The 22,697-nt window shown below is 44.6% G+C and carries 18 protein-coding genes; 8 read left to right on the top strand and 10 right to left on the bottom strand.

The window, feature by feature from the left end; translation table 11 throughout:
* Positions 1 to 7 precede the first annotated feature (7 nt).
* Entirely contained in the window at positions 8 to 2,818 is a 2,811-nt protein-coding gene (locus R7O12_RS06530) for an Hsp70 family protein (protein ID WP_318104521.1), read from the top strand.
* Positions 2,819 to 2,903: 85 nt separating this feature from the next.
* Here R7O12_RS06530 and R7O12_RS06525 read toward each other — a convergent pair whose 3' ends face one another.
* Positions 2,904 to 3,098 carry a hypothetical protein gene (locus R7O12_RS06525; RefSeq protein WP_005377692.1) on the bottom strand — a complete coding sequence of 65 codons (195 nt, stop codon included), beginning with the start codon at positions 3,096 to 3,098 and terminating at the stop codon, positions 2,904 to 2,906.
* A gap of 86 nt (positions 3,099 to 3,184) precedes the next feature.
* Between R7O12_RS06525 and R7O12_RS06520 the strand changes: the two genes are divergently transcribed.
* The gene (locus tag R7O12_RS06520; protein ID WP_005377694.1) at positions 3,185 to 3,871 is read left to right on the top strand and encodes a DNA-3-methyladenine glycosylase I; all 687 of its coding nucleotides are present in this window, start codon (positions 3,185 to 3,187) and stop codon (positions 3,869 to 3,871) included.
* A 91-nt stretch (positions 3,872 to 3,962) separates the two neighbouring features.
* On the opposite strand, the gene R7O12_RS06515 is transcribed toward R7O12_RS06520, so the two are convergent.
* Positions 3,963 to 4,940, bottom strand: a complete 978-nt coding sequence (locus R7O12_RS06515) for a Gfo/Idh/MocA family protein (RefSeq protein ID WP_017634034.1) — start codon at positions 4,938 to 4,940, stop codon at positions 3,963 to 3,965.
* 11 nt (positions 4,941 to 4,951) lie between these two features.
* The gene (locus R7O12_RS06510) at positions 4,952 to 5,239 is read right to left on the bottom strand and encodes a putative quinol monooxygenase (protein ID WP_017634033.1); all 288 of its coding nucleotides are present in this window, start codon (positions 5,237 to 5,239) and stop codon (positions 4,952 to 4,954) included.
* A 103-nt stretch (positions 5,240 to 5,342) separates the two neighbouring features.
* Here R7O12_RS06510 and R7O12_RS06505 point away from each other — a divergent pair, with 103 nt between their 5' ends.
* From R7O12_RS06505 to R7O12_RS06480, 6 genes are all read left to right on the top strand, one after another.
* Positions 5,343 to 6,221: a LysR family transcriptional regulator gene (locus R7O12_RS06505; RefSeq protein WP_025998568.1), complete on the top strand. Its 879-nt coding sequence runs from the start codon at positions 5,343 to 5,345 to the stop codon at positions 6,219 to 6,221.
* A gap of 426 nt (positions 6,222 to 6,647) precedes the next feature.
* Positions 6,648 to 7,991, top strand: coding sequence for a sodium/glutamate symporter (locus R7O12_RS06500; RefSeq protein WP_017634031.1), 1,344 nt, complete (start codon positions 6,648 to 6,650; stop codon positions 7,989 to 7,991).
* A 204-nt stretch (positions 7,992 to 8,195) separates the two neighbouring features.
* The gene (locus R7O12_RS06495) at positions 8,196 to 8,687 is read left to right on the top strand and encodes a type II secretion system protein (protein WP_005377704.1); all 492 of its coding nucleotides are present in this window, start codon (positions 8,196 to 8,198) and stop codon (positions 8,685 to 8,687) included.
* 271 nt (positions 8,688 to 8,958) lie between these two features.
* Positions 8,959 to 10,698 (top strand): ABC transporter transmembrane domain-containing protein, encoded by a 1,740-nt coding sequence (locus R7O12_RS06490; protein ID WP_025998567.1) that lies wholly within the window; start codon positions 8,959 to 8,961, stop codon positions 10,696 to 10,698.
* A gap of 3 nt (positions 10,699 to 10,701) precedes the next feature.
* Complete coding sequence (locus R7O12_RS06485; RefSeq protein ID WP_017634029.1) at positions 10,702 to 12,477, top strand: ABC transporter transmembrane domain-containing protein; 1,776 nt, start codon at positions 10,702 to 10,704, stop codon at positions 12,475 to 12,477.
* A gap of 251 nt (positions 12,478 to 12,728) precedes the next feature.
* Positions 12,729 to 13,277, top strand: coding sequence for a hypothetical protein (locus R7O12_RS06480; RefSeq protein ID WP_017634028.1), 549 nt, complete (start codon positions 12,729 to 12,731; stop codon positions 13,275 to 13,277).
* 42 nt (positions 13,278 to 13,319) lie between these two features.
* On the opposite strand, the gene R7O12_RS06475 is transcribed toward R7O12_RS06480, so the two are convergent.
* From R7O12_RS06475 to R7O12_RS06445, 7 genes are all read right to left on the bottom strand, one after another.
* A complete protein-coding gene (locus R7O12_RS06475) occupies positions 13,320 to 15,542 on the bottom strand; it encodes a TonB-dependent siderophore receptor (RefSeq protein WP_191116336.1) in 2,223 nt (740 codons plus the stop codon).
* Between the two features lie 199 nt (positions 15,543 to 15,741).
* Positions 15,742 to 17,718 (bottom strand): Fe(3+)-hydroxamate ABC transporter permease FhuB, encoded by a 1,977-nt coding sequence (gene fhuB, locus R7O12_RS06470; protein ID WP_318125704.1) that lies wholly within the window; start codon positions 17,716 to 17,718, stop codon positions 15,742 to 15,744.
* Complete coding sequence (locus R7O12_RS06465; protein ID WP_256903198.1) at positions 17,715 to 18,599, bottom strand: iron-siderophore ABC transporter substrate-binding protein; 885 nt, start codon at positions 18,597 to 18,599, stop codon at positions 17,715 to 17,717. The genes fhuB and R7O12_RS06465 overlap by 4 nt, the downstream gene beginning before the upstream one ends.
* Before the next feature lie 11 nt (positions 18,600 to 18,610).
* Positions 18,611 to 19,375 (bottom strand): ABC transporter ATP-binding protein, encoded by a 765-nt coding sequence (locus tag R7O12_RS06460; RefSeq protein WP_005377721.1) that lies wholly within the window; start codon positions 19,373 to 19,375, stop codon positions 18,611 to 18,613.
* 324 nt (positions 19,376 to 19,699) lie between these two features.
* Complete coding sequence (locus tag R7O12_RS06455) at positions 19,700 to 19,918, bottom strand: hypothetical protein (RefSeq protein WP_005377723.1); 219 nt, start codon at positions 19,916 to 19,918, stop codon at positions 19,700 to 19,702.
* Positions 19,919 to 20,005: 87 nt separating this feature from the next.
* The gene (locus R7O12_RS06450) at positions 20,006 to 21,130 is read right to left on the bottom strand and encodes an HD-GYP domain-containing protein (protein ID WP_318125703.1); all 1,125 of its coding nucleotides are present in this window, start codon (positions 21,128 to 21,130) and stop codon (positions 20,006 to 20,008) included.
* Positions 21,131 to 21,404: 274 nt separating this feature from the next.
* A complete protein-coding gene (locus tag R7O12_RS06445) occupies positions 21,405 to 22,610 on the bottom strand; it encodes an aromatic amino acid transport family protein (RefSeq protein ID WP_033905238.1) in 1,206 nt (401 codons plus the stop codon).
* Positions 22,611 to 22,697: the final 87 nt, after the last annotated feature.

Genomic DNA, 22,697 nt, shown 5'->3' with positions numbered 1-22,697 from the left:
GGTTTGTATGGCATCTCCTCGTTTTCTTGTTGGTATTGACCTTGGCACCACAAACACTGTTGTGGCGTACTGTGAAATCACCGACAACCTTGAACAATCCGAAGTATCCCTATTCGACATCGACCAATTGATTGGCCCGGGTGAAGTGGTTCGTAAGCCATTGCTGCCCTCTTTCCGCTATCACCCTGCGGTTGGTCAAATCTCCCCTTCTGACCTAACACTCCCTTGGGAAAACGAGCCTGTCTCTGGCGACATTAGTAATGTGATCGTGGGTGAATGGGCTCGTGAATTAGGCGCGAAGGTGGAAGGACGTCAGGTATCCAGTGCTAAAAGCTGGCTATCGCACCAAGCAGTGGATCGTAGTTCAGACATTCTTCCTTGGGCGGGCGCGCAAGACGTAGATAAAGTCTCACCCGTTATTGCCAGCGCAAGCTACCTCAACCACATTCGTCAAGCATGGAACTACCGTCACCCTAGCAATAAGCTAGAAGACCAAGATGTGGTTGTGACCGTTCCAGCTTCGTTCGATGAAACCGCTCGTAAACTCACGCTTGAAGCTGCACAGCTGGCTGGTTTAAAGAAAATCGTCCTGCTCGAAGAACCACAAGCCGTATGTTACGACTGGTACGCACGCCACCAGCAAACCGCAGCTGATGAACTCAAAGAGTTACCGCTGATTCTGGTGTGTGATGTGGGCGGTGGTACTACCGACTTGAGCTTGATTGAAGCCAGTTTCTCTTCTCAAGATGAACTAGCCCTTGATCGTATTGGTGTTGGCGAACACTTAATGCTGGGCGGTGACAACCTCGACTTAGCATTAGCGCACCTTGCGGAAAGCCGCTTCAACCAGAGTAAGAAGCTCACTGCTGCAAGCCTGACTAAGTTGATTCAGCAAACTCGCAAGGCGAAAGAAAACCTACTTTCAGCGAGTGCACCTGAAGAAGTGAAGATCACCATGCTGGGCAGCGGCTCGAAACTTCTTGGCGGAACAAAGAGTATTGGGCTGAGCAAACAAGAAGTGCACCAAATCGCTTTGGATGGCTTCTTCCCGCTTTCTGATTTCAGTGAAGTACCAGACAAACGCCGCAGCGCCGTTGTCGAGTTTGGTCTTCCATACGTTGCTGACCCAGCTGTTAGCAAACACGTAGCCGAGTTCTTAACTCAGCACCAACAAGTTGCTCGTGCCGCTCTTCGCATTGAAGACGACAAACAAAATGCCATTCCGGTAGGTTTGCTACTCAACGGTGGTGTGTTCAACAGTGAGCTTGTGACTGAGCGTGTCACTACCCTCCTTTCCGATTGGCGCGGCGCTCCGGTTACGGTATTAGATAACCCACATCCAGATTGGTCTGTTGCCCTGGGTGCTGTTGCATTTGGTAAAGCACGTCGTGGTGCGCAGCTTAAAATTGGTGGCGGTGCAGCGCGTTCTTACTTCTTGCACCTTCAAGAGAAGAACAAGATGGGCAAAGCGCTCTGTTTGCTTGCAAAAGGTACAGAAGAAGGACACGAGATCCGCTTAAGTGGTCGTCGTTTCTCGCTTACCCTAGGTGAACCTGTTCGCTTTAACCTCCTGACTTCTACCCACGACACCTTAACCAATAACACCGCTATTCAAAATGGCGTGATGGTTGACGTTGACCCCGGCTTATTTGCTCCTCTTCCGCCTTATATCACCACCCTTGAAGGTGAAGGCGCTGAACTGCAAGCCAACCAGAAAGAGCGTGTAGAAGTACAACTGGCGTGTCAGTTGACCGAAGTCGGCACGCTTAAGATGGAATGTGTCAGCGCAGAAGACGATAGCAAACGTTGGGAGTTGGAGTTCGAAGTTCGTAACAAGCAAACCGACGACAACGAGCAAGTTAAGCTTCACCCTAAGCTGAACGAATGTAAGGAGCTGATCGCTCGCCTTTACAGCGGTAATAAGAAAAGCGCGGAAAGTAAAGAGATCAAAACCTTAGCCAAAGATCTTGAGAAGAAACTGGGCAAACGTGATGAATGGGATTTCACGACCCTACGTCAACTGTTCGATACCTTTGCACAGGGTCGTAAGCGTCGTCGCCGTTCTGAACAACACGAGAAAAACTGGCTTCGTTTGGCTGGTTTTGCACTGCGTCCTGGCTTTGGCGATCCAACCGACTCATGGCGCATTGAGCAAGTTTGGGGTCTCTACCAACAAAACATTCAGTTCAAGAACCATCAAGGTTGGACTGACTGGTGGGTGTTCTGGCGTCGTATCGCAGGTGGTTTAAGCCAAGAGCAACAAGAGACCATCTTGGCGGACATCGCGAAATACCTACACCCTGGCGCGATGAAAAACCCACAGTCAGCCAAAGCGGCACAAGACATGGGTTATGAATCCATGGTTCGATTAGCTGCATCGCTTGAACACCTAGAAGTCGAAGACAAGGTTCTATTGGCTACGTGGTTCTTGAGCAAAGCCATCAACCATAACCAGTTCGAACAAGCACACTGGTGGGCAATGGGTCGCTTGGCATCACGTACGCCTTTGTATGGCAGCCAGCATAACGTCATTCCTCGTGAACAAGCGGAACAGTGGTTGCCTAAGCTGTTAGAGCAGAACTGGCAGAAAGAGCCAATGATCGCTTTCGCAGCCGTAATGATTTGTCGTAAGACGGGCGACCGCCTATTCGATATCTCAGACGACTACCGTGAGCAGGTACTGGCTAAGTTGAAGCAAAGCAAGGTACCTGAATCTTGGGTATCACTGGTTGAAGAAGTCAAAGAGCTATCTGAGAGCGAATCGAAGCGTATCTTCGGTGATGCACTACCAAGCGGTCTGACACTGGTAAATAACTAGGCTCTCACGCTTATAAACGCAACAAAGCCCTTCTCGTGAAGGGCTTTGTTTTATCTGATTCTAATAGCTGACGAAAGACGACTCGTTAGTTCATTTCCGTATTGATCACCACATCACGCGTTTCATTATCCATATCACTGATGCCGACCACTGAGATTTCACGGTCAGATAAATTCTCAATCATGCTGTCTTCTAACCCACCGTCCGTCATCCACGCATAGAATTTTTCCGCAATACGATCCGAACCTTCCCCGACAAACGTTAATGTGACCTTCTTCATTTGTGACACTCCATCAATTTACGATTCAACCACTTAAGCGTAGTATGTTTCGCAAATATCGACATAAACTAGGACTAACTTCTTTTATGAGTATCGAAAAATTTGACGCGATTTATCAGCGCGCTGCCGAGCGTAAAGGTGGTGAAGATCAACTTGAAGCGCTTTTGTCTCATCCACTAAGCAAAGAAGAATTGGCGGCGATTCCAGATGACCGTTGGCTGGCCGCTTTTTCGATGAAGGTATTCCAAAGTGGGATTTCGTGGAGCGTGGTTCGCAACAAGTGGCCGAACTTCGAAGAAGTGTTCTTCGGATTTAAGATTGAGCCGTTGTTGATGCTGTCAGACGAGCAATGGGAAACCAAAGCAACCGACAAACGCATCATTCGCCACCTCACTAAAGTCATGTCGATTCCTGCTAATGCTCGTATGATCCACGAAGCAAAAATCGAATACGGCTCGTTTGGCAAAATGGTTGCCGATTGGCCGCAAGAGAAAATCACCGACCTATGGGCGTATTTGAAGAAACGCGGTAATCGCCTAGGTGGGAATACCGGTCCTTACACACTGCGTCAAATGGGCGTTGATACCTTTATCTTGTCTAGCGACGTTGAAGCTTACCTGCGTAATTGCAAGATCATTGAAGGTGGCAAAGATACGAAGAAATCGCTCGATGCCACCAACAAAGCGTTTGTTCAATGGCAGCAAGAAAGTGGTAGAAGCCTGTCTGAGATCAGCCAAATCATTGCGTTCAGCACTGGCGACAACCGCATTTAAGCCAGCTGAACATAAATAGAAACGGCGCATTAAATATTGTATTTAGTGCGCCGTTTTTATTTTCATTGGTCTATTTCACCTAAACACAAGCTTACTTTGAAGCCAGTGATTCCCACTCCGTCAGTAGCTGCATGATACGGTGAGAGTCTTCCCATGTGGCACAAGGGTTCTCTAACGATGTACGCCCCGCTTCAACCGCCTGGCGGATATTGCGCACTTGATAGTAAAAAGCATCCCCTGCTGCCGGAACAGACACTTCACGCTTCGACGTCTCGTAAATTTCCACACTAAACTGGTTATCTTGCGTTGGTAACCATGGATTCGAGTCTAACGTAATGCATCCTGTACTACCCAGGATGGTGAATTGGTGTTTTAATCCATGATCTTCGGCAGTGTGTACGCTCGCCGTTTGCTGCTCTCCGAATTGCATCATCAAGCTCGACTCGCAGATATTACCGTCATGGCCTCTTCGGCCAATCGCTGTCATAGAACGGTTCTCAAAAGCTTGCTCACCCAACATGGTTTTCACCACCAAGTGCACCAGTGACATTGGGTAGCAGCCCAAGTTATACAAAGCACCTTTACTGTCTGGATTCACAAACTGTGCAATCGACGCGATATAAGACGTATGGATCGAGCGAAGGTCACCAATCTCTCCCGATTTAAGCACCGAAACCAACTCGCTGATCAACGGGTGATGCAAGTACATCAAACCCTCAGCAAAGAATACCTTGTGCGATTCGACTGCTTTTAAGGCCAGCTCGGTTTTTTCCATATCTACCGACAGTGACTTCTCACAAAGAATCGCTTTACCCTGCTCTGCCGCTTTAACGATAAAGTCATGATGAAGGTGATTTGGCAATGCTATGTAAATAATGTCGACTTGCTCATCGGCAATCAACGCATCGTAATCGTTGAACGTATTCTCGATGCCATATTGCTCAGCGAATGTCTTTAAGTTCTGCTCCGAACGCCCAGCAACCGCGTACAGTTCACTCTTGTCATCGCCTTGGATTGCCTCAGCCATGACACCTGAGATAAAGCTTGTGCCTAAAATACCCCATTTCATGTTCGCCTCTCCTATTGAGCTTGGGTTTCGAATGCTTGAACTAACTCTGCCATTTCAGCTGCAATGAACGCTTGTGTATGCGGCATAGCAAAATGCGCTTCAATCGCGGTGCGGTTTTCATATCGCTCCCAAAGAATCACACGTTGTGGATCTTTAGAATCGTAGGTCGCATTCGCTTGCAAGCACCCCGCTTCGCTTTGCATATCAAGGCAAAATTGTTCAATGGCTTCAACTACTTGTTGTCTTGGCTTATCGGCATTCATTTTCAGTTCGGCGGTAACAAAAATCGTCTCATTCATGATGGATCTCTTTCTCCATTCTTAATCATACGCCCACTGTAATTAACCTCGTTTGATTGATAAACTCTGCTTTAGTTATTTCTTTATCAACTCTGGGTGTGCAATGGATAAATTAACAAGCATGAAAGTTTTCGCTTACGTGGTCGAACACGGCAGCTTTCGTAATGCTGCACACCACTTTGATATTTCACCGACTATGGTTGGCAAGCACGTGAGCTTTCTTGAGCAAAGCTTAGGTACACAGCTGATTCATCGCACCACGCGTAAACAGTCCCTGACCGAAGCTGGCAGACTCTACTACCAAGAGTGCCACCGCATTATTGAAGACATCACCAACGCAGAGAACCTGATCCAGACGCTGATCAACCGTCCAACCGGAACTGTAAAAGTTAACTGCCCTGTCACGTATGGCAAAAAGGTCATTGCTCCTATCGTGGCTGACTTCTTAGCTGAATTTCCCGATTTGAACGTTGAGCTGATGTTGGACAACAATTTGATTGACCCATATCGAAGCGAAGCTGACGTGATTATTCGAATCGGTGAGTTGGTCGATTCGTCGTTAGTCGCGAGAAAATTGGGTGAATACCACATGACTTACTGCGCCTCACCCTCTTACCTTGAGCAACATGCCCCTATCCAATCACTTGATGACTTAGCACAGCATCATTGTTTGGGGTTTCAGTATCACCAAGGAGAAAGCCAACAAGTGGTGAACATGCCATCTAATACCTTTGGAAACAGCAACACCCGATTAACGTCTAATAATGGCGATGTACTTAAGTTTGCCGCGTTAAAAGGCTCTGGTGTTCTTCTGCAACCAAAGATCTTAGTTGAGCAAGAAATCCAATCTGGCGCCTTGGTAGAAATTCTCCATTCACACATTCCCAAGCCAAAACCGATCCACCTGCTTTACCGTTCAAAACAGCTTTCCCTTAAAAATCGCACCTTAGTCGATTTTGTTCTTTCGCATGTGAATCCGTAACGCCACACCATAAAGCGGCGACAATTTAACCATTTAATTAACTTTTATTGTCGATATGACAAATATTATTGCTTATTAATTGTCTTTATTTTTCATGTTGTTAGTAAAGAACGCTCATTTAGTGAACATCATTTATTGATTCACACCAATTGCATTGCTCTGACAAAGTGACTACGATTGCCGCCTTTCCTGAGTGAACTATCAAAAAAATATCGAGAAATTTAATCTAATTTCTCTTCCTGTTCGTGTGCAATCACAACATTTACACTCATTTCAAATTGCATAAGCACATTCCTTTGCTTATGAAAACGACATTGATTTCTCAACGCTTTTAGTCACGTATGTGACTTTTTGGCTTGAGAGAGATTTTTATTCAAGGTAGGTCACAAGGACGCTACCCCTTGACTGCATTTACTGGAGGATAAGATGCCTAAAGGTCTAATGCTGACTGACTTAGCCATCGCTGGCTTACTATTGATTTTGGCAAAAGTCATTCGCGTTCACGCGCCATTACTACAGCGTATGTACATTCCATCGGCGGTTCTCGCAGGATTATTCGGTCTAATTTTTGGACCAGCCCTGTTAGACGTACTGCCTTGGACCGATACGTTTACCGCTAACGCAAGCCTATTAACTGCTGCACTTTTTTCTGCGTTAGGTCTGGCAACGGATGTTCCATCACCTAAAGCCGTCGCACAGCGTGCTGGCTCATTGTGGGCATTTAACCAAATCGCTTCTGTTTCTCAGTGGTTGTTTGCGGCAATGTTTGGTCTAGTTCTCACAACCTTCTTCTGGCCAGAGATTAATCCCGGCTTTGGTGTGACAATGTCTGCGGGTTTTATGGGCGGACATGGCTCTGCATCTGTTGTTGGTGAAATCTTCACGGGGCTTGGCTGGGAAGATGGCTTCACACTTGGCTTAACGTTCGCAACCGTGGGTATTTTCATTTCAATTTCTGTCGGCATGCTCATGCTGCAATTCGCATTGAAGATGGGTTGGATTCGTAGCTTTACGACATTCGATAGCATGGATGAACACGAACGCAAGGGGCTCGTTAAGCCTGATGATCAAGAGCCGGTAATGAAAGACACCATGTCTTCCCTGTCGGTTGATTCTTTTGCGATTCACGCGGCGTTGGTTGTAGTGGTAACAGCTTTCTCGTATGTAGCGGCTAACTACTTATCTTCTTTCCACGATAAGGTACAAATCCCTACGTTCGTAACTGGCTTCCTTGGCGGCATGCTCGTGCGAATCGTCGCGAAACAAACGAAAGCTTCACGCTATCTTTGTGACGGTGCATTCAAACACGCTGCGGGCATCAGTACCGATTATTTGATTATCTTTGGTATCTCAGCCATCAAGATTACCGTCTTAGCCCAGTATTTAATGCCGATGGTAGTGCTTGCAATCGGCGGTATCGCCTTCACACTATGGCTAATCTTCTGGGTTGCCCCACGTATCATGGGAGAAGATTGGTTCGAGAAAGGCATTTTCTCTTGGGGTTGGTTAACCGGTACGGTTGCCATGGGTATTGCGTTGCTTCGTATTGTTGATCCAAAAATGCGTAGCAAGGTGCTTGATGATTACGCCATCGCTTATGTCCCTGGCTCAATCACTGACATCTTCATCATCTCTTTGATGCCAATCGCGATGTATAACGGCATGCACTGGCAAGCGCTTGGTGTAGGATTAGGTTACATCGCAATTGTCTTATTTATTTGGCGATTCATTTTTAAACGTAACAGCAGTGCTCTGACACACGAATCTTAGTCGCTTTACTCGGGAGGATTTTATCCTCTCGAGTTCATTCCTTGGTTTTTATCAAAATCACTCCTCACCTCGAAAGTAAGCAACTTGTTTTATATTTGAGATTTGCAATCCCGATCTCTTACTATCATCCTTTTTTAATACTTGACCTGAAAGTTTCTATATCAGAATAGCCGCCTATTCGTTTCTAAAACATGGAGAAAGGCTGTGCGTCGCTCTCAAGGATTTACTCTTATTGAACTCATTGTGTGCATCATCATTCTTGGTATTGTAAGCGTCGTTGCATTTCCTAAATTTCTTGGCTTACAAAAAGATGCCAGAGTGGCGGTTCTATATGGAGCCAGAGAAGCACTCATGACCGCCAACAACTTTGTCTACACCAAAGCAGTGATTCAATCTCAAGAGACAGTAGATGGCGGCATACAATATAACATTGATCTAGATAATGACGGCCATAACGACCTAATTGGTTACTTTGGATTTATCAAAAATGTTATTCCAGCAAAAGAGCTAGCAGGCTTTGATCCGCAACTCACTATCAACACTTGGTATGGGGTAGATAGCCCAGACGAGCCCTACTTCCTTATTGGTTTTGCAAACAAGCCTGTTGGTCCAGAACATATGTGTTATGTCGAAGTTTACTACCCAGAAACTCCTGGTGGCCAAGTGAAATACAAAATACAAACTGACGATTGCTAATTCCCATAGAGAGTGGCAGTAACACTTTTACTTTTGGTGTCTTCATCGTTATTGCAAGGTCATGGCTCCAAAACCACCATTAACAACTATTTCACATAATGTCGTCGCACAGTTAGCTCATAGAGATAAAACCAGTAATTTGCGCCGACACATGGTTATAATTGAAACAATCTATCGTTTTTAAACCCGCCTATAACTTGTGCTTGTAAACTCATCATTTCGCTCAATAATAGTTCTATAACAAATTCAATAATTTAAAGCGGGAGGCGTAATGAGAATATTCTGGCAGCTACGTTGGTATTTCCAACAAAAGTGGAGGCACTATGTCGGATCCATTCTGCTTTTCGCTGTGATATCAGCACTACAGCTTGTTCCGCCCAAAGCAGTTGGCATCATAGTTGACGGCGTCGTAGACAACACTTTAGATACAAATACGCTGATTCTATGGCTCTCAGGGTTAACTGTACTGATCTTTACCATTTATGGGTGTCGCATCTTATGGCGAATTTGGCTTTTCGGCGCAAGCTGGGAGCTCGGGACCATTCTACGTAACCGTCTATATAGGCATTTATCGACACAGCCACCTCGTTTTTTTGAACGTTACAAGACGGGGGATCTGATGGCTCGTGGCACTAATGATGTGCGTAATATCGTTATGACAGCCGGCGAAGGGGTTTTAACCGCCGCAGACTCTTTGATCACTGGTATTGCGGTTTTAATCATTATGGTAACGCAAGTAAGCTGGAAGCTCACCGTAATGGCGCTTCTTCCAATGCCATTTCTTGCCATCATCATCTTCTTTATTGTGCGCATCCTACATCAACGCTTTCGTGTCGCTCAGGAAGCCTTTTCTACCATGTCAGACATGACACAAGAGTCACTTAATGGCGTGCGAATGCTGCGTGCTTTCGGATTAGAAAACCAAGAGCAGCAACGTTTTGAAGAGGTTGTGGATGATACTGGCGAAAAGAACATCGCTGTTGCAAGAGTCGATGCTAGATTTGACCCGGCAATTCAGTTAACCATCGGTCTTTCTTTCCTTCTTAGTGTCGCTGCTGGTGCTTACCTTGTTGATAAAGGTGAGATCACGCTTGGTGATCTGACCGCATTTACGATGTATTTAGGGTTGATGATATGGCCGATGCTGGCATTCGCATTCCTATTTAACATTTTAGAAAGAGGCTCTGCCGCATGGAACCGACTACAAGAGATCTTTGATGAAAAGCCAGAAATTATCAGTGGCAATAAGCCAATAGAAAATAAACCACTTCCGTTGAAAATTGATATCGACGATTTCCACTGGTCTAGTGATTTACCACCCGCTTTGACGGAAGTAAACATCGAACTGGAACCCGGAAAAATGTTGGGAGTTGCAGGGCCTGTAGGAAGCGGAAAATCGACCCTGTTAACACTACTTTTGCGTCAACATGATTTAGAAAACGGCTCAATTAAATTCGGTGATGTCGAGATCAAGGATGCCTTACTACCGCAGTGGCGCAACCGTTTTGCCGTGGTTAATCAAAGCCCGTTTCTATTCTCCAAATCTATCTTCGACAATATTGCCTTAGGCAACCCTAATGCAGAGAAAGAAGAAGTCTATAGAGCAGCAAAGTTAGCCTGTATACATGACGATATTGAGAAGTTTCCTGAAGGCTACCAAACAGAAGTCGGCGAAAAAGGCATTACACTCTCCGGCGGGCAAAAACAACGTATTGCGATAGCACGCGCTATGCTGCTGAATGCCCAAGTGTTGGTTTTGGACGATGCACTTTCCGCTGTCGATGGACGGACCGAACATCAAATCCTTAAGAATTTAGAAACATACTACCGTAATCAAGCCCTAATCGTTATTGCGCACCGCCTCACCGCTTTGGAAGCAGCAGACGAGATCATTGTATTGAATCACGGACACATTACTGAACGTGGGCAACATAGCGCTTTATTAGCGCATAAAGGCTGGTACGCCGAGATGTTCGAGTACCAAAAACTAGAGCAGGCGATGGAGGAATAATGAATGAACCACACCAGCACGTTTAAACGGTTAATGTCTTACCCATTATCTCAACCAAAGCCAATGATTAAAGGACTCGCCTTACTGTTTATTGCAGCGTTAGCCAGCGCCGGCGGCCCTTGGTTGATTCAATATTTCATTGATGAGCACATCGCTAAAGGTGACTATTCACAAAATGTTCTGATTTCGCTAGCAGTAGGTTATATCGCTCTTCAGATCGTATCGGCAACATTCCAGTATTTTCAGTCATTGCAATTTAGCATTGTCGCGGCTAACACGATCAAAGCGATTCGTAAGCAAGTATTTTCTGGCGTGATTAAGCAGCCGTTGTCTGCGTTTGATTACACTCCTGCTGGAAAATTGGTGTCGCGAATCACCAACGATACGGAATCTTTACAGCAATTTTATGAGCTTTTGATCGCGACCGTGGTGAAAAACGTGGTCATGATTGTCGTAATGCTTGGCGTTATGTTTTTCATGAGCTGGAAGCTCACACTCGTTGTGCTTGTATTGCTGCCGATCGTCATCGGCTTTATGTACTTGTTTAAGCAGCTAAGTACAGAAAGCTACCGAAAGATGCGTGACCTATTGACCGATATAAATGCGAATCTGAGTGAATCCATTCAAGGGATGAGTGTCATTCAATTAATGCAACAAGAAGAGCGTTTTAATAAACAGTTCAACGAGCTAACCGCAGAGCATCTGGTGGCATCTAAACGAGTGATTCGGCTAAACGGCTATCTGCTAAGACCATTAATGGACTTACTCGCTGGTCTTGCGTTGCTTTGCTTGGTTGCGATCTTTGGTTTTAATGGTATTGAGTTGATTGGTGTGGGGGTACTGTATGCATTTATCAGTTATCTTGCGCGAGTTACTGAACCACTAATTGAGATGACTCAGCAACTTGCTCTACTTCAGCAGGCGTTAGTATCAAGCGAACGTGTTTTTGAATTGATTGATGCGAAAGAACAAACTTACGGGGGCGATCATCAACCATTAAGGTCAGGTGCTATCGAACTTAAAGACCTCACATTTAGCTACGATGGTAAACAGGACGTCCTAAAAGACATTTCGTTGAAGGCCAACCACCAAGACTTTATCGCGCTTGTCGGGCATACAGGAAGCGGTAAAAGCACCTTAGCGTCACTGTTAATGGGCTTTTATCCAACTCAATGTGGTGAACTGCTCATAGATGGTCGTCCACTTAAAACATTAGGGAAAGACGTACTTCGCAAAGATGTGGCAATGGTTCAACAAGATCCACATATTCTCCCTGCTTCAGTCAGAGAAAACATCTCTCTCAGTCGGGCGGTTGATGACAATCAAATATGGGATGCGTTAGACAAGGTAGGTTTGGCAGAACAAATTCATCGTTACCCTAACGGGCTAGACACGCAGTTAGGTCAAGGCGAAACTAATTTATCTGCAGGTCAGAAACAGCTTTTGGCGTTAGCACGTGTGCTTGTGGTAAAACCTAAGATATTGATATTAGATGAAGCAACCGCAAATATTGACTCAGGAACAGAGGCTTTAATCCAAAAGAGCTTGGCGGTCCTCAGACAAGACATGACGCTCGTTGTTATTGCTCATCGGCTTTCAACTATCTTAGATGCAGACCAAATCATTGTTCTTCATCATGGGGAGTTAGTCGAGAAAGGCACACACAAAGCACTCTTAACGCAAAATGGTCGTTATGCTCAAATGTATCAGTTACAGCAAGCAAACCGACATCTACAACAGATTGAAGAAGACACCAAGCAACTCGAAGAAGCGGTGTGATTTTAAGCCCGTGCCTTCTTTTTATTTAGTCGGCATGGGCATAATTGGTGTAACTTCAAAATTTAACCTTGTTAGCTTCCAATTTCTTCATAATGTGAACTAATTTTCTATTTCTTACCTATTATTGACATAACCCCTCGCTATATCACGCAAGGTCGTTGTAAAATCGTACGGTACTTAAGTCTACTGCCTGTGGCATTGGGCTGAATTCCGCTTTCTAATTATGCACATTAATCTCATGACACAAGTCCATGGACAAAGATAAGTTTACTAACATCTATCGCTTGCCTGGTTCGATTCAAATTCGTATCGGTAAATGGCAAAAGACGTTCCGCGGCACCTCTGATTTAGTTTTACATCAGGCGCTAATGGAGCGTAATAAGCAATTTAAGAAGCCAGACTTTTTACCTAAAGGCTGGTGTGTCACTCCTATTGATGAAAACGACATTACCATTACGCATCACGGTAAATATATCCAAACCGTTATGCGCACAATGCTGGACAGAAAGGTCTCATACAAGCGACTGTTCCTATCTCGAATGAGTCTCGAAGAAGGTGAAAAAGTGCTCCACAATTACAAGCTGGAGTGGGTAAGAAAACATAACCAGATCGCCAAAAAGTACAATCAAATTAAAAAGAAACAATATATGAACTTTGCAAGAGAAGAAGAGGAAACCCTCTACCCTTCGATTCCAAAGGGTGAGTTTGACAAAACGTTATGGAACAAACTTGTCGTATCATCGTTTGGCCCGCAGAAAAAGTACAAAAACCCGCACTTTGTCCGTAAAGCCGATTTCTAAATAAACACCCCTAAAGTTAGGGGTGTTTATTTATACGTTAACTCACCAGTCGTAAGTTAAACTTGCAATAACATTTTGTCGGTCGCCATACCAACAAAAGCCATCACATGTCGCTATGTACTTTTTATCCGCGATGTTTTTAGCTGCGACTTGTAGCTTGTAATCGCCGATTCGATAACTGACCGTCGCATCCATTAAGAAATAACTTGGTACTTTTAGTCTCTCTTCATTGTCTCCGTATGACTCACCTGTATAGCGCGCGCCTAAGCCAACAGCAAAGCCATCAAGAGGTCCATCAAAGAAACGATAATGTGCCCAAGCTGATGATACGGTATTCGCCACTTGGGAAGGTGTTTTGCCAACCCATGCCTTATTGATGTCTTCTTTTATCTCTGCATCAACGTACGCAATGTTCCCGATCAATGTTAAGGATGGTGTCACATTAGCTACAGCTTCAAACTCAACGCCGTTATTTTCTATTTTTCCTATTTGCGTTAATTCACTCAAGTAGATACGAGCCAAGTTTTCTTTTGTTGCCCGATACGTTGCAACATTGAAATAACCATCAAATGAATCCGGTTGGTATTTCATACCGATTTCAAATTGATCACCGCTTTCAGGCTTCGCTGGCTTACCATTGCTGTCTTCTTGAATAATTGGATCAAAGTACTGAGAGTAACTAAAGTATGGCGTGAAGCCAGAATCAGAAATATAAGCCGTTCCCACGCTAAACGTCCACTCTCCATTATCGACTTTCGTGCGAGCACCCGTGGTAACATTATGTACTTCATTACTTGTATCGTCGTAACGTGCCCCCAATAACATCGCCCATTTATCGTTGATCAGCATATGATCTTGAAAGTAGACGCCGAGTTGCTGATTATCGATTTTCGTTCTTTGCTTATCGGTTTCGCTCAATGGTTGTAGCGTATTCGGATCGAGTAACATTATGTTATCCGAATAAGTAGGATTAAATACATTAAACCTAGGATCGGGCAAAGCTCCCATTGGTGTGTTTAATAATGCACTACCATTAGCAACGATAGGGTCATTGGCAAAATCTTTACCATCGATACTGATCATTTGAAAATCTATGCCCAACATCAAGTTATGCTCAACACTTCCCCAATTTACTTGGTGCATCAAACGATTATCGATATTAAAAGCATCAGATGACCCATCTTCTGTTGAAGCACCCCGAAGTATGGTTTTGCGTTCATTTGATGGGTCCAAAGCCGGCCCCAACGCAGGCACGTCAGCCGAGTAAACGTACGAATACATTTGTCTTAGCTTAACATCCATTTCGCTGTAACGAGCTGCTTGAACAAATGAAGTGGTATCATTAAATGCATGAGAAAACTCATAGCCTAAAGACACCTGCTCACGCTCAAACGTCTCCCAGTTAGGATTGCCTATCGCTAAACTATCACTGATCTTTCCATTTTTGTTTGGCGTTAACGTTCCTTCAACTGGCAAAAATTGCAGATAAGGATCTGAGTCGTCTTTTTGATAGCTCGTTAGAAAGGTAATTTCAGACGTCTCATTAAATTTGTACGTCATCGATGGAGAGAGAAGAATGCGCTCTGCTTCTACACCACTAATTCTCGTCCCATTTTTTCTCGCTAACCCTTGAAAGCGAAAAGCTAGCTGCTCACTCACCTCAGAGTTTACGTCAAGAGAAAGTTGTTTACGGTCTTCAGAACCGTACTCCAAAGATACAAGTCCTGACCCCCCATCAAATTGAGGTCGCTTACTGACAAGATTGATAACCCCACCTGGAGGGTTTTGCCCATAAAGAACAGACGCTGCACCACGTAAAACTTCAACCCTCTCTAACGCAAACGGATCTATTTGCCAACTATAGAAGCCAGAAGAATATAAACGGGTACCATCTTGATACAACCCACTGTTCGCCTGTTTAAAACCACGAATAATAAACCAATCTTGCTTGTTATCTTCGCCGAAATAATTAGTTTGAATGCTTGGTGTGTACTGTAGTGCGTCAGAAATGCTAATAGAGGCACGATCATCCATTTGCTCTCGCGTAACAACAGACACCGCTCTTGGAGTCTCATTGATAGCAATATCAGTTTTCGTCGCTGCCCGACTCTTCGCTCCGAGATAACTAAAATCTGGACCAACTGCACTGTCTTGCTGCTGTCCAATCACAACTATATTTTCATCTTCCTGAGCCAAGACATTTGGCGTTGATACAGCTAATACAACCGCCATCGACGTTGGTGTCAGCATAAACTGCCGAGTCATATTCTCTCCTTTTTGTCGGCAGCCAAACCAACCCTTCATGACTTCAGCGACCGCTGAAAGAAAAGCGAGTTACGGCATCGCCAGTTGTTTCCGTAAAAGACAAACCAGAGGTTTTGCATAAAGCACTCGCATAGGTTACGAATGCCACTACGAGTGCTTATTTGTATAAGTACTTTCTTGGTTGAGGCTTAGCTCATTTCTATAAGCGGCGTAAACCCCACATTAAATACAAACCGCCAATGAGAGACGCCATAAGCCCTGTTGGTATTTCTTGCGGGTAAAGGACCTGTCGTCCCAACCAATCAGCCAACAACATCACCCCTGCCCCCAGTATCGCGGCGCATAACATGTGTTGTGACGCTTTGTTAAAACCAAATAAGCGAGCTAAATGCGGAGCCAACAACCCAACAAAGCTAATCGGGCCAACAACCAATGTCGCACTGACCGTGAGACAAGCAACTAAAAGAAGCAGTATTGCGCGTGAACGATCAACTCGAATTCCAAGTGCTTTAGAGGAAGCGGCACCGACAGGAAGAATATCCAGCCATCTTACGCAGAGAAAACTCAACCCTATAAAGACAAGTGCAGATAAAGACAATGGGAGTAACGTTTCAACCGAGACATAGTAGGTAGACCCAGACAACCAAGCCAATGCTTGATAACTTCTTGGGTCACCAGTGGCTAGAATAAAGCTCTGTATTGCATTCATCAGTGCGGTTATCGCAATACCAGTCAACAAAATACGCTCCGGCTGAAAGCCTGACTTACGGTTTAGCAGCACAATGACTAATACCGTCGCTAATGCACCTACGAGCCCGCCTAGAGAAAGAGTGAAAATTGACGAACCAAACCCAGTAAACATCGCGATGATCAATCCCATTGCTGTCCCTGAACTGATACCGATCACTTCAGGACTTGCCATTGGGTTTCCACTTAGGCGTTGAATCATGGTTCCAGCAATCGCTAACATTGCCCCCGCAATTGCTGCTGCAAATAATCTAGGTGCGCGCCACTCCAAAAAAATCCAATTTTGGCTAGCAAATAAGTTTGCCCACCCTTCATTTTGCACAGCAACCGTGGCAAAAAGAACAACAGAAATTAACGTGCCGATCAACGCCAATGAGATCGCTTTAGGGTTTAGCTTGTAAACATGTTCACGATGTCGAGTTAACACTGTTTGAGTATGGCCCTGCGTCTTTTGTGATAAGCGAGGTAACAGCCATAACAGTAGCGGAGCGCCCAGTGCAGCGGTTGCAGCTCCCGTTGGTATAAAACTCGCCATTAGCCCTGGCAGTTGCTGAATAACCAAATCGGTTAAAGTCAATAACATGGCACCAATCAGCATTGATACCCAAAGCTTATACTGGATTTTATTGATACCTATCAATCGAGTAATCGCTGGCGCCGCTAACCCGATGAAACCGATGATTCCTACCGCAGAAACCACCCAAGAAGTGATTAACACCGCAAGCCCAAGACAGACAAAACGCAACTTAGCTAACGAGACACCTAAACTCTTGGCACCTTGCTCGGAGAGTTCCAACAGACTTAACGGCTTTGCAATCACAAATGCAATGATCGTAGCAAGTGCGATTCGAGGGGCAAGATACGAGAAATCTCCCCATCCACTCTGAACAAGCGAACCCGCTCCCCATATCATTAACCCATTCAGCTTTTCGGTATTCATCATCAGAATAACCGTACTTAATGATGCAAAGTACAGGTTTATCACTAACCCAGAAACGACGACAACCGTTGGAGATAACGCTCGTCGCCATGACAACAGCATCACCAACCCCATCGATATCACACCGCCGATGAGAGCAACCAAATTAGGCGCGATATCCAACATCCAAGGTGCGAATAGCGTAGCTAACATCAAAGCAAAACTTGAACCGCTCGCCACACCAAGTGTCGTGGGTGAAGCGAGAGGGTTACGCAGCACTTGCTGCATCAATACCCCAGCAACCGCTAATCCAGCACCAGATATAATCGTGGTGAAGACTCGAGGCCACCAGCTAAAGTGAAGTAAAACAGAATCGATAGATTGAAAGTTAGGCTCCCATAAACTGATTAGAGCCAACGAAAATGAGCTTACTTGGTACAATTGGAAAGCACCAATAGAAAAGGTAAATGCCGAAAGTAACACCACAAAGCTTAAAGGCATCGTTTTCATTGTGTTAACTCCTCGACCTTACTCGCCGTAACTAACTCTGCGAAACGGAAGGCTGAAGGCATAGAACCAAAACTCCAAACGGGCGCGACTTGCATTACCTTTTCACCAGATTGTTGAACAACATATTGCCAAAATGGGTCTTGAGAGAGCTGCTCCGCTCCACCGTAAGGTAATGGCTCTACGATAACAATTTGAGCTTTTATGCCAGCTAACTTGTCGATGCCAACTAGGCTAAAGCCCCAGCTATTCGTCTTTTCATTCCATGCATTACTCAGCCCAATCTTTTCGATAGCCTGAGAGTAAAGACTATTTTGACCAAAAACACGAACGTGCTTCGTATCCATAAACTGAATCATTAAAAGCGGCGGCTGGTCTTTGTTTATGCGCTGTTTTAATAAAGAGAAACGTTTTTCATATTGTTGGATAAGCGCCTCTGCTTCCGCTTCTCTTCCCAGTTCTTCACCAAACCTCCGAGTGAAACGAGTAAGTACCGACCAATCTGTGATCCCGCTTTCATATAAGTCAATGGTGGTAACGGGGGCAATATCGACTAAACGATGCTTCATTGAGGAGAAGTACGGGGCAATAAAAATACGGTCAGGTCTGAGCTCGTAAATACGCTCTATATTGGGTTGAGTTCTTAACCCTACATCCTTAGTTTGAGGTGGTAACGGTGGCGATTTTACCCAAGCATCGTAATCTTGCCCTTGAGCGACGCCTACGGGCACAACCCCTAACGCCAACATCGTTTCAGTTTGTGTCCAATCAACCGACATCACCCGATGTGATGCGTCAGCTAGTGCTTGAAAAGAACTGACCAAAAGCGCACTAAGTGAGAGAGCGAAAGAGAAATGTTTAAGTCGAGTGTTTGTACTGCTCATTATTCCAACCTTTAGCTTGGCATCGCCACCGGGTAACCCGCAGGGTGGTCAGAGATCATCATCTCTATCCCATATATGTCCCTCAACTTAGGTTCAGTAAACACCTGTTCAACATTGCCTTGTGCAATCAAATCACCTTGATGTAATGCAACGATGTAGTCGCAAAATCGTGCAGCCAAGTTGATGTCGTGTAATACGATAATAACGCCCAAGCCCAGTTCTTGACTGAGTTTAGAGATAAGCTTCAACATATCGACTTGATGGCTGATATCTAGCGCAGACAAAGGCTCATCAAGAAGCAAATACTCGGTTTTTTGGGCTAACAGCATAGCTAGCCACACACGTTGACGCTCTCCTCCAGATAACGTGTCCACTAAGCGATCTGCGTATTTTAGTGTGCCTGTCATCGCCATTGCTTCTTCAACAATGTCGTGATCTTTCTTACTCAAACGTCCAAGTAAACCATGCCATGGATAACGACCAAAACCGACTAAATCTCGACCTAAAATACTGTCGGTCACTGGAAGATGCTGAGGCAAGTAGGCAATATGTTGGGCGAATTTTTTCGCTGAGAGATCGTTAATGCTCGTTCCATGCAGAACCACGTCACCAGCGGTGTATGGCTGTTGCTGTGCCAACAACTTTAACAATGTGGATTTTCCTGAACCATTGTGTCCAACAAGAGCGTATGTTTTTCCGGGTTCAAATGTCACATCAAACGCTTTTAGCAATGACTTGCCTTCAATCTCAAACTGGAGTGCTTTAGCTTCCAACATCCCTACTTCACCTAATAGCCATTTACGAATAACAGTTATTCAGAGCTCTCATTCGTTGATCACGTTTGCCGTTCTTATTCAACAGAACGATTAATAAGGGAGGTTTTATATAACAACAAAGATACAAATGCAAACCGTTGTCATTATCATTACATCAACAAGATCATTGAGAGAATTGCTAAGTGTTAGTGATAATTTGCTCTGCTGAACTTCATTAGTAAATTATAGGCAGGTCAACGAGAGCAGCGGTCTCCCACTGCTCTCGCATAAATTTCAACGAATACTGCAGCGTATGAAGAAATGAAAAATGCCGCAGTGAATACATTAATGACGAGCGTCAGCGCCAAACTCTACTTCTTTATAGATATCGGCCAGCGACTTTTTACCTTGTTTGTCTTTGGCTGAACGCTTTTTCTTAGTTTGATAATGGTATTCTTGCTCCTGAAGTGCTTGTTCGTGCTCTTTTGCTGACTCAACAAACTCAGGATTTGCAAGTGCTTGTTGGCGTAAGCGGTTTACTCTTTCAAGGGTTTCCCACAACATACTTCACCTCCAAACTTATTACTGTATATAAAAACAGTATTGTTTAAATGTTCCTCCTCGTCAACATTTCAACTTTGTTACTGCTCTTCACATTAACCCCAAGCCTGTATAGTGCTCGGGATATTTGTGGATGATTTGCTTTATATAACCTTGATGCTCTCGCAGAGCATCAACACATTCTCGAGATAACCATCCCTGATATACCCATTTTTCAAGTTCTAACAATGCGTATGGGATGGACCACGCTTGTCTGTACGGATGGTGCGTCGTCATAAAATCAAAGGCATTCGCGACAGCCATAATTTGCGCGGCGATTGGTATATCATCATTGGTTAAACCATAAGGATAACCAGTGCCATTTAAGTTTTCGTACTGATAAGTAACCATCTGCAAAAACAAAGTCACACTCGGGTGAACCGGATTTCCGATACGGGCAACTATGTCATCCGCTGAATCGATACAACGCTCAATATGTTGAATCAATATCGCCTCTTGTTCTTGAGAGTAATTTGTTCGGCGGCTAGCAATTTCAACTGGCAGCTGACTATCACCGAGCGCATGGAACTGAGCAAAAATACCAATATCTTCGACCATTTCGTCATTCAGGTGATAACGATCCGCTAACTGCGTTGCGATAATTTGACTGTAGTACTTCATGCGTTTGGTATGCGCGTAATACTCAGGTGAATAGCCTGGCATCATACATTGCATTCGGTTCGCTAGCGTTTCTATCGCATTGACTACTTGAGTCTCTGATTCAACCGCAAATCGAATCATTTCGAAATAAGGTTTAAGACCATTCAGCGCTTCTAAACTAAACGCATCACGTTGAGTGGAGTTCAAAAATACAAAACCAGTAAAAGCTTTATTGTCATAACAAGGAATAGCAGCCGACGACTGATATCCGTGTTTGAGTAAAATTTGAACCCGAGGACAGTGCTTAATATCATGAAGGTCTTCGACGATACGAGGAACCGCGTTTTTAGAGGCAATATTGAGGTGGTGGAGTTTACGGAATGCTGATTCGTGATGGGCTAAACACCAAGTGTCGAACTCACTTTCTGCAAATGACTTGAGCACATCTTGGTCTGGGTGATATTTTGCAAATGACACCCTATCAATACATGGCAAGTGCGCCTGCATCCTGCCTTTTAGCGTTTGCAGTTGCTCGTTAAGCGGTTTTGCAAACGGGTAAAAACTCCGGTGCGCCATGCTTCACCTCCACACCAAAGCAGAGAAACAAGAAAAGCTCATTGTGTTGCAAATTCAATGGTATTTTGAGCGGTTTTCTCCACTTAAATTATCGATATACCACAACTTAAGTGTACGAAATAAAAGCACATTTCTACCAATTTTTTCACCGGATATCTTACGGTAATTTGATCCAGATTAAAAAAGCCAACGAGCGAAACTCGTTGGCCTAACAATACTGATTGATTACGATGGATTCAGTAACTAGAAGTTATTCAAAGAACGTTCTAAACAACTAGCCTAGAGCAGGAAGCACACCCAGCGTAATTAACACCTGAGCGAATACGATGCCAGTGCCAGCGATGCCCGTTATCACTAACGCACCTTGACCACCTGCGACGCGGTACTCCCCAGTAAAATCATCCGATTTACGAACCTTGATCACCATAACCAAAGGCAAAAAGATGGCTAAAATCGCTAAGGCAATCGCTGCATAGCCCAAAGCCATAATAAAGCCTTGAGGATAGAAAAGTGCGAAGCCTAGCGGTGGAGTAAACGTCACTAGTGCCGCAATCAAACGATTAGGCTTATCGTTACTTCCTTTGATGGTATCACCCAAAAATTCGAATAGACCCAAACTCACGCCAAGGAACGATGTCAACAATGCCAAGTCAGCAAACACACCAACAATGCTACCCAAATTTGATTGGTGTACTGTCTGAGATAGTTGACCAATCAGTGCGCTCAACCCTCCGTTCTCAACAAGCGTACTTTGGCTAACCACACCCAACGTCACGATTTGCCAAAAGATATAAATAACGAGTGGAATCGTCGAACCAATAATAACGGCTTTGCGTAAAGAAGAAGTGTCACCGTCTAAGTAATTCACAATTGCAGGTATACTTCCGTGGAAACCAAACGAAGTAAAGATCACCGGAATCGCCGCTACAACAAGGCCTTGTTCGATTGGCATACTTAACAAGTAAGATTCCGTAACGTTTGGAGCAAGAAAAGAAAGCACCGCAACCATCGCAATGAGCTTCATCGCGAACAGAACTCGGTTTACTTTATCGACCGTACCGGTACCCACTGTCACAACTAAAGTCACAATCAAGGTAAAGATTATCGTTGATGTAGGCCCTGAAATATCGAGGTCAAACCATTGTGCAAGGCGGTCTCCGAACTGAGCACCACCGCCAGCGATATACGCTGCACATAATGAGTAGAAAAGAAACAACATCGCAAAACTTGCCACCCACTTGCCTTTTTGACCTAGGATCTGTTTCGCCAAAGTATGAAGTGTAGCACTACTCTCCGCATGTTGATGAAGCTCAAGCATAAGCAAGGCAGTGAAAGCCATCAGAGCCCATAAGCCTAGCATGATGATAATAGAAGTTGAAAAACCAATGCCGGCAGAGGCAAGTGGAAGCGCTAGCATACCAGCGCCTATTGTAGTGCCCGCAATAATTAGCGTACTACCGAATACTTTAGAACGACTCATTGTATATTAATCTTTACACTTTATTAGAAATTATCAGTATTAGATCGGGCAACGGCGGACCGAAACCAACACCATATTTGTATTGCC

Source organism: Vibrio sp. Vb1574 (assembly GCF_033338675.1).
The sequence above is the reverse complement of the archived record's forward strand: the minus strand, read 5'-3'. Positions and strand labels throughout refer to the sequence as shown.

Coding starts and splice junctions, on each gene's coding strand:
- R7O12_RS06460 (WP_005377721.1), bottom strand. CDS start 19,375: ATGTTGGAAGCTAAAGCACTCCAGTTTGAGATTGAAGGCAAGTCATTG.
- R7O12_RS06480 (WP_017634028.1), top strand. CDS start 12,729: ATGGACAAAGATAAGTTTACTAACATCTATCGCTTGCCTGGTTCGATT.
- R7O12_RS06465 (WP_256903198.1), bottom strand. CDS start 18,599: ATGAGCAGTACAAACACTCGACTTAAACATTTCTCTTTCGCTCTCTCA.
- R7O12_RS06505 (WP_025998568.1), top strand. CDS start 5,343: ATGGATAAATTAACAAGCATGAAAGTTTTCGCTTACGTGGTCGAACAC.
- R7O12_RS06455 (WP_005377723.1), bottom strand. CDS start 19,918: ATGTTGTGGGAAACCCTTGAAAGAGTAAACCGCTTACGCCAACAAGCA.
- R7O12_RS06530 (WP_318104521.1), top strand. CDS start 8: ATGGCATCTCCTCGTTTTCTTGTTGGTATTGACCTTGGCACCACAAAC.
- R7O12_RS06450 (WP_318125703.1), bottom strand. CDS start 21,130: ATGGCGCACCGGAGTTTTTACCCGTTTGCAAAACCGCTTAACGAGCAA.
- fhuB (WP_318125704.1), bottom strand. CDS start 17,718: ATGAAAACGATGCCTTTAAGCTTTGTGGTGTTACTTTCGGCATTTACC.
- R7O12_RS06525 (WP_005377692.1), bottom strand. CDS start 3,098: ATGAAGAAGGTCACATTAACGTTTGTCGGGGAAGGTTCGGATCGTATT.
- R7O12_RS06515 (WP_017634034.1), bottom strand. CDS start 4,940: ATGAAATGGGGTATTTTAGGCACAAGCTTTATCTCAGGTGTCATGGCT.
- R7O12_RS06500 (WP_017634031.1), top strand. CDS start 6,648: ATGCCTAAAGGTCTAATGCTGACTGACTTAGCCATCGCTGGCTTACTA.
- R7O12_RS06445 (WP_033905238.1), bottom strand. CDS start 22,610: ATGAGTCGTTCTAAAGTATTCGGTAGTACGCTAATTATTGCGGGCACT.
- R7O12_RS06510 (WP_017634033.1), bottom strand. CDS start 5,239: ATGAATGAGACGATTTTTGTTACCGCCGAACTGAAAATGAATGCCGAT.
- R7O12_RS06485 (WP_017634029.1), top strand. CDS start 10,702: ATGAACCACACCAGCACGTTTAAACGGTTAATGTCTTACCCATTATCT.
- R7O12_RS06490 (WP_025998567.1), top strand. CDS start 8,959: ATGAGAATATTCTGGCAGCTACGTTGGTATTTCCAACAAAAGTGGAGG.
- R7O12_RS06475 (WP_191116336.1), bottom strand. CDS start 15,542: ATGACTCGGCAGTTTATGCTGACACCAACGTCGATGGCGGTTGTATTA.
- R7O12_RS06520 (WP_005377694.1), top strand. CDS start 3,185: ATGAGTATCGAAAAATTTGACGCGATTTATCAGCGCGCTGCCGAGCGT.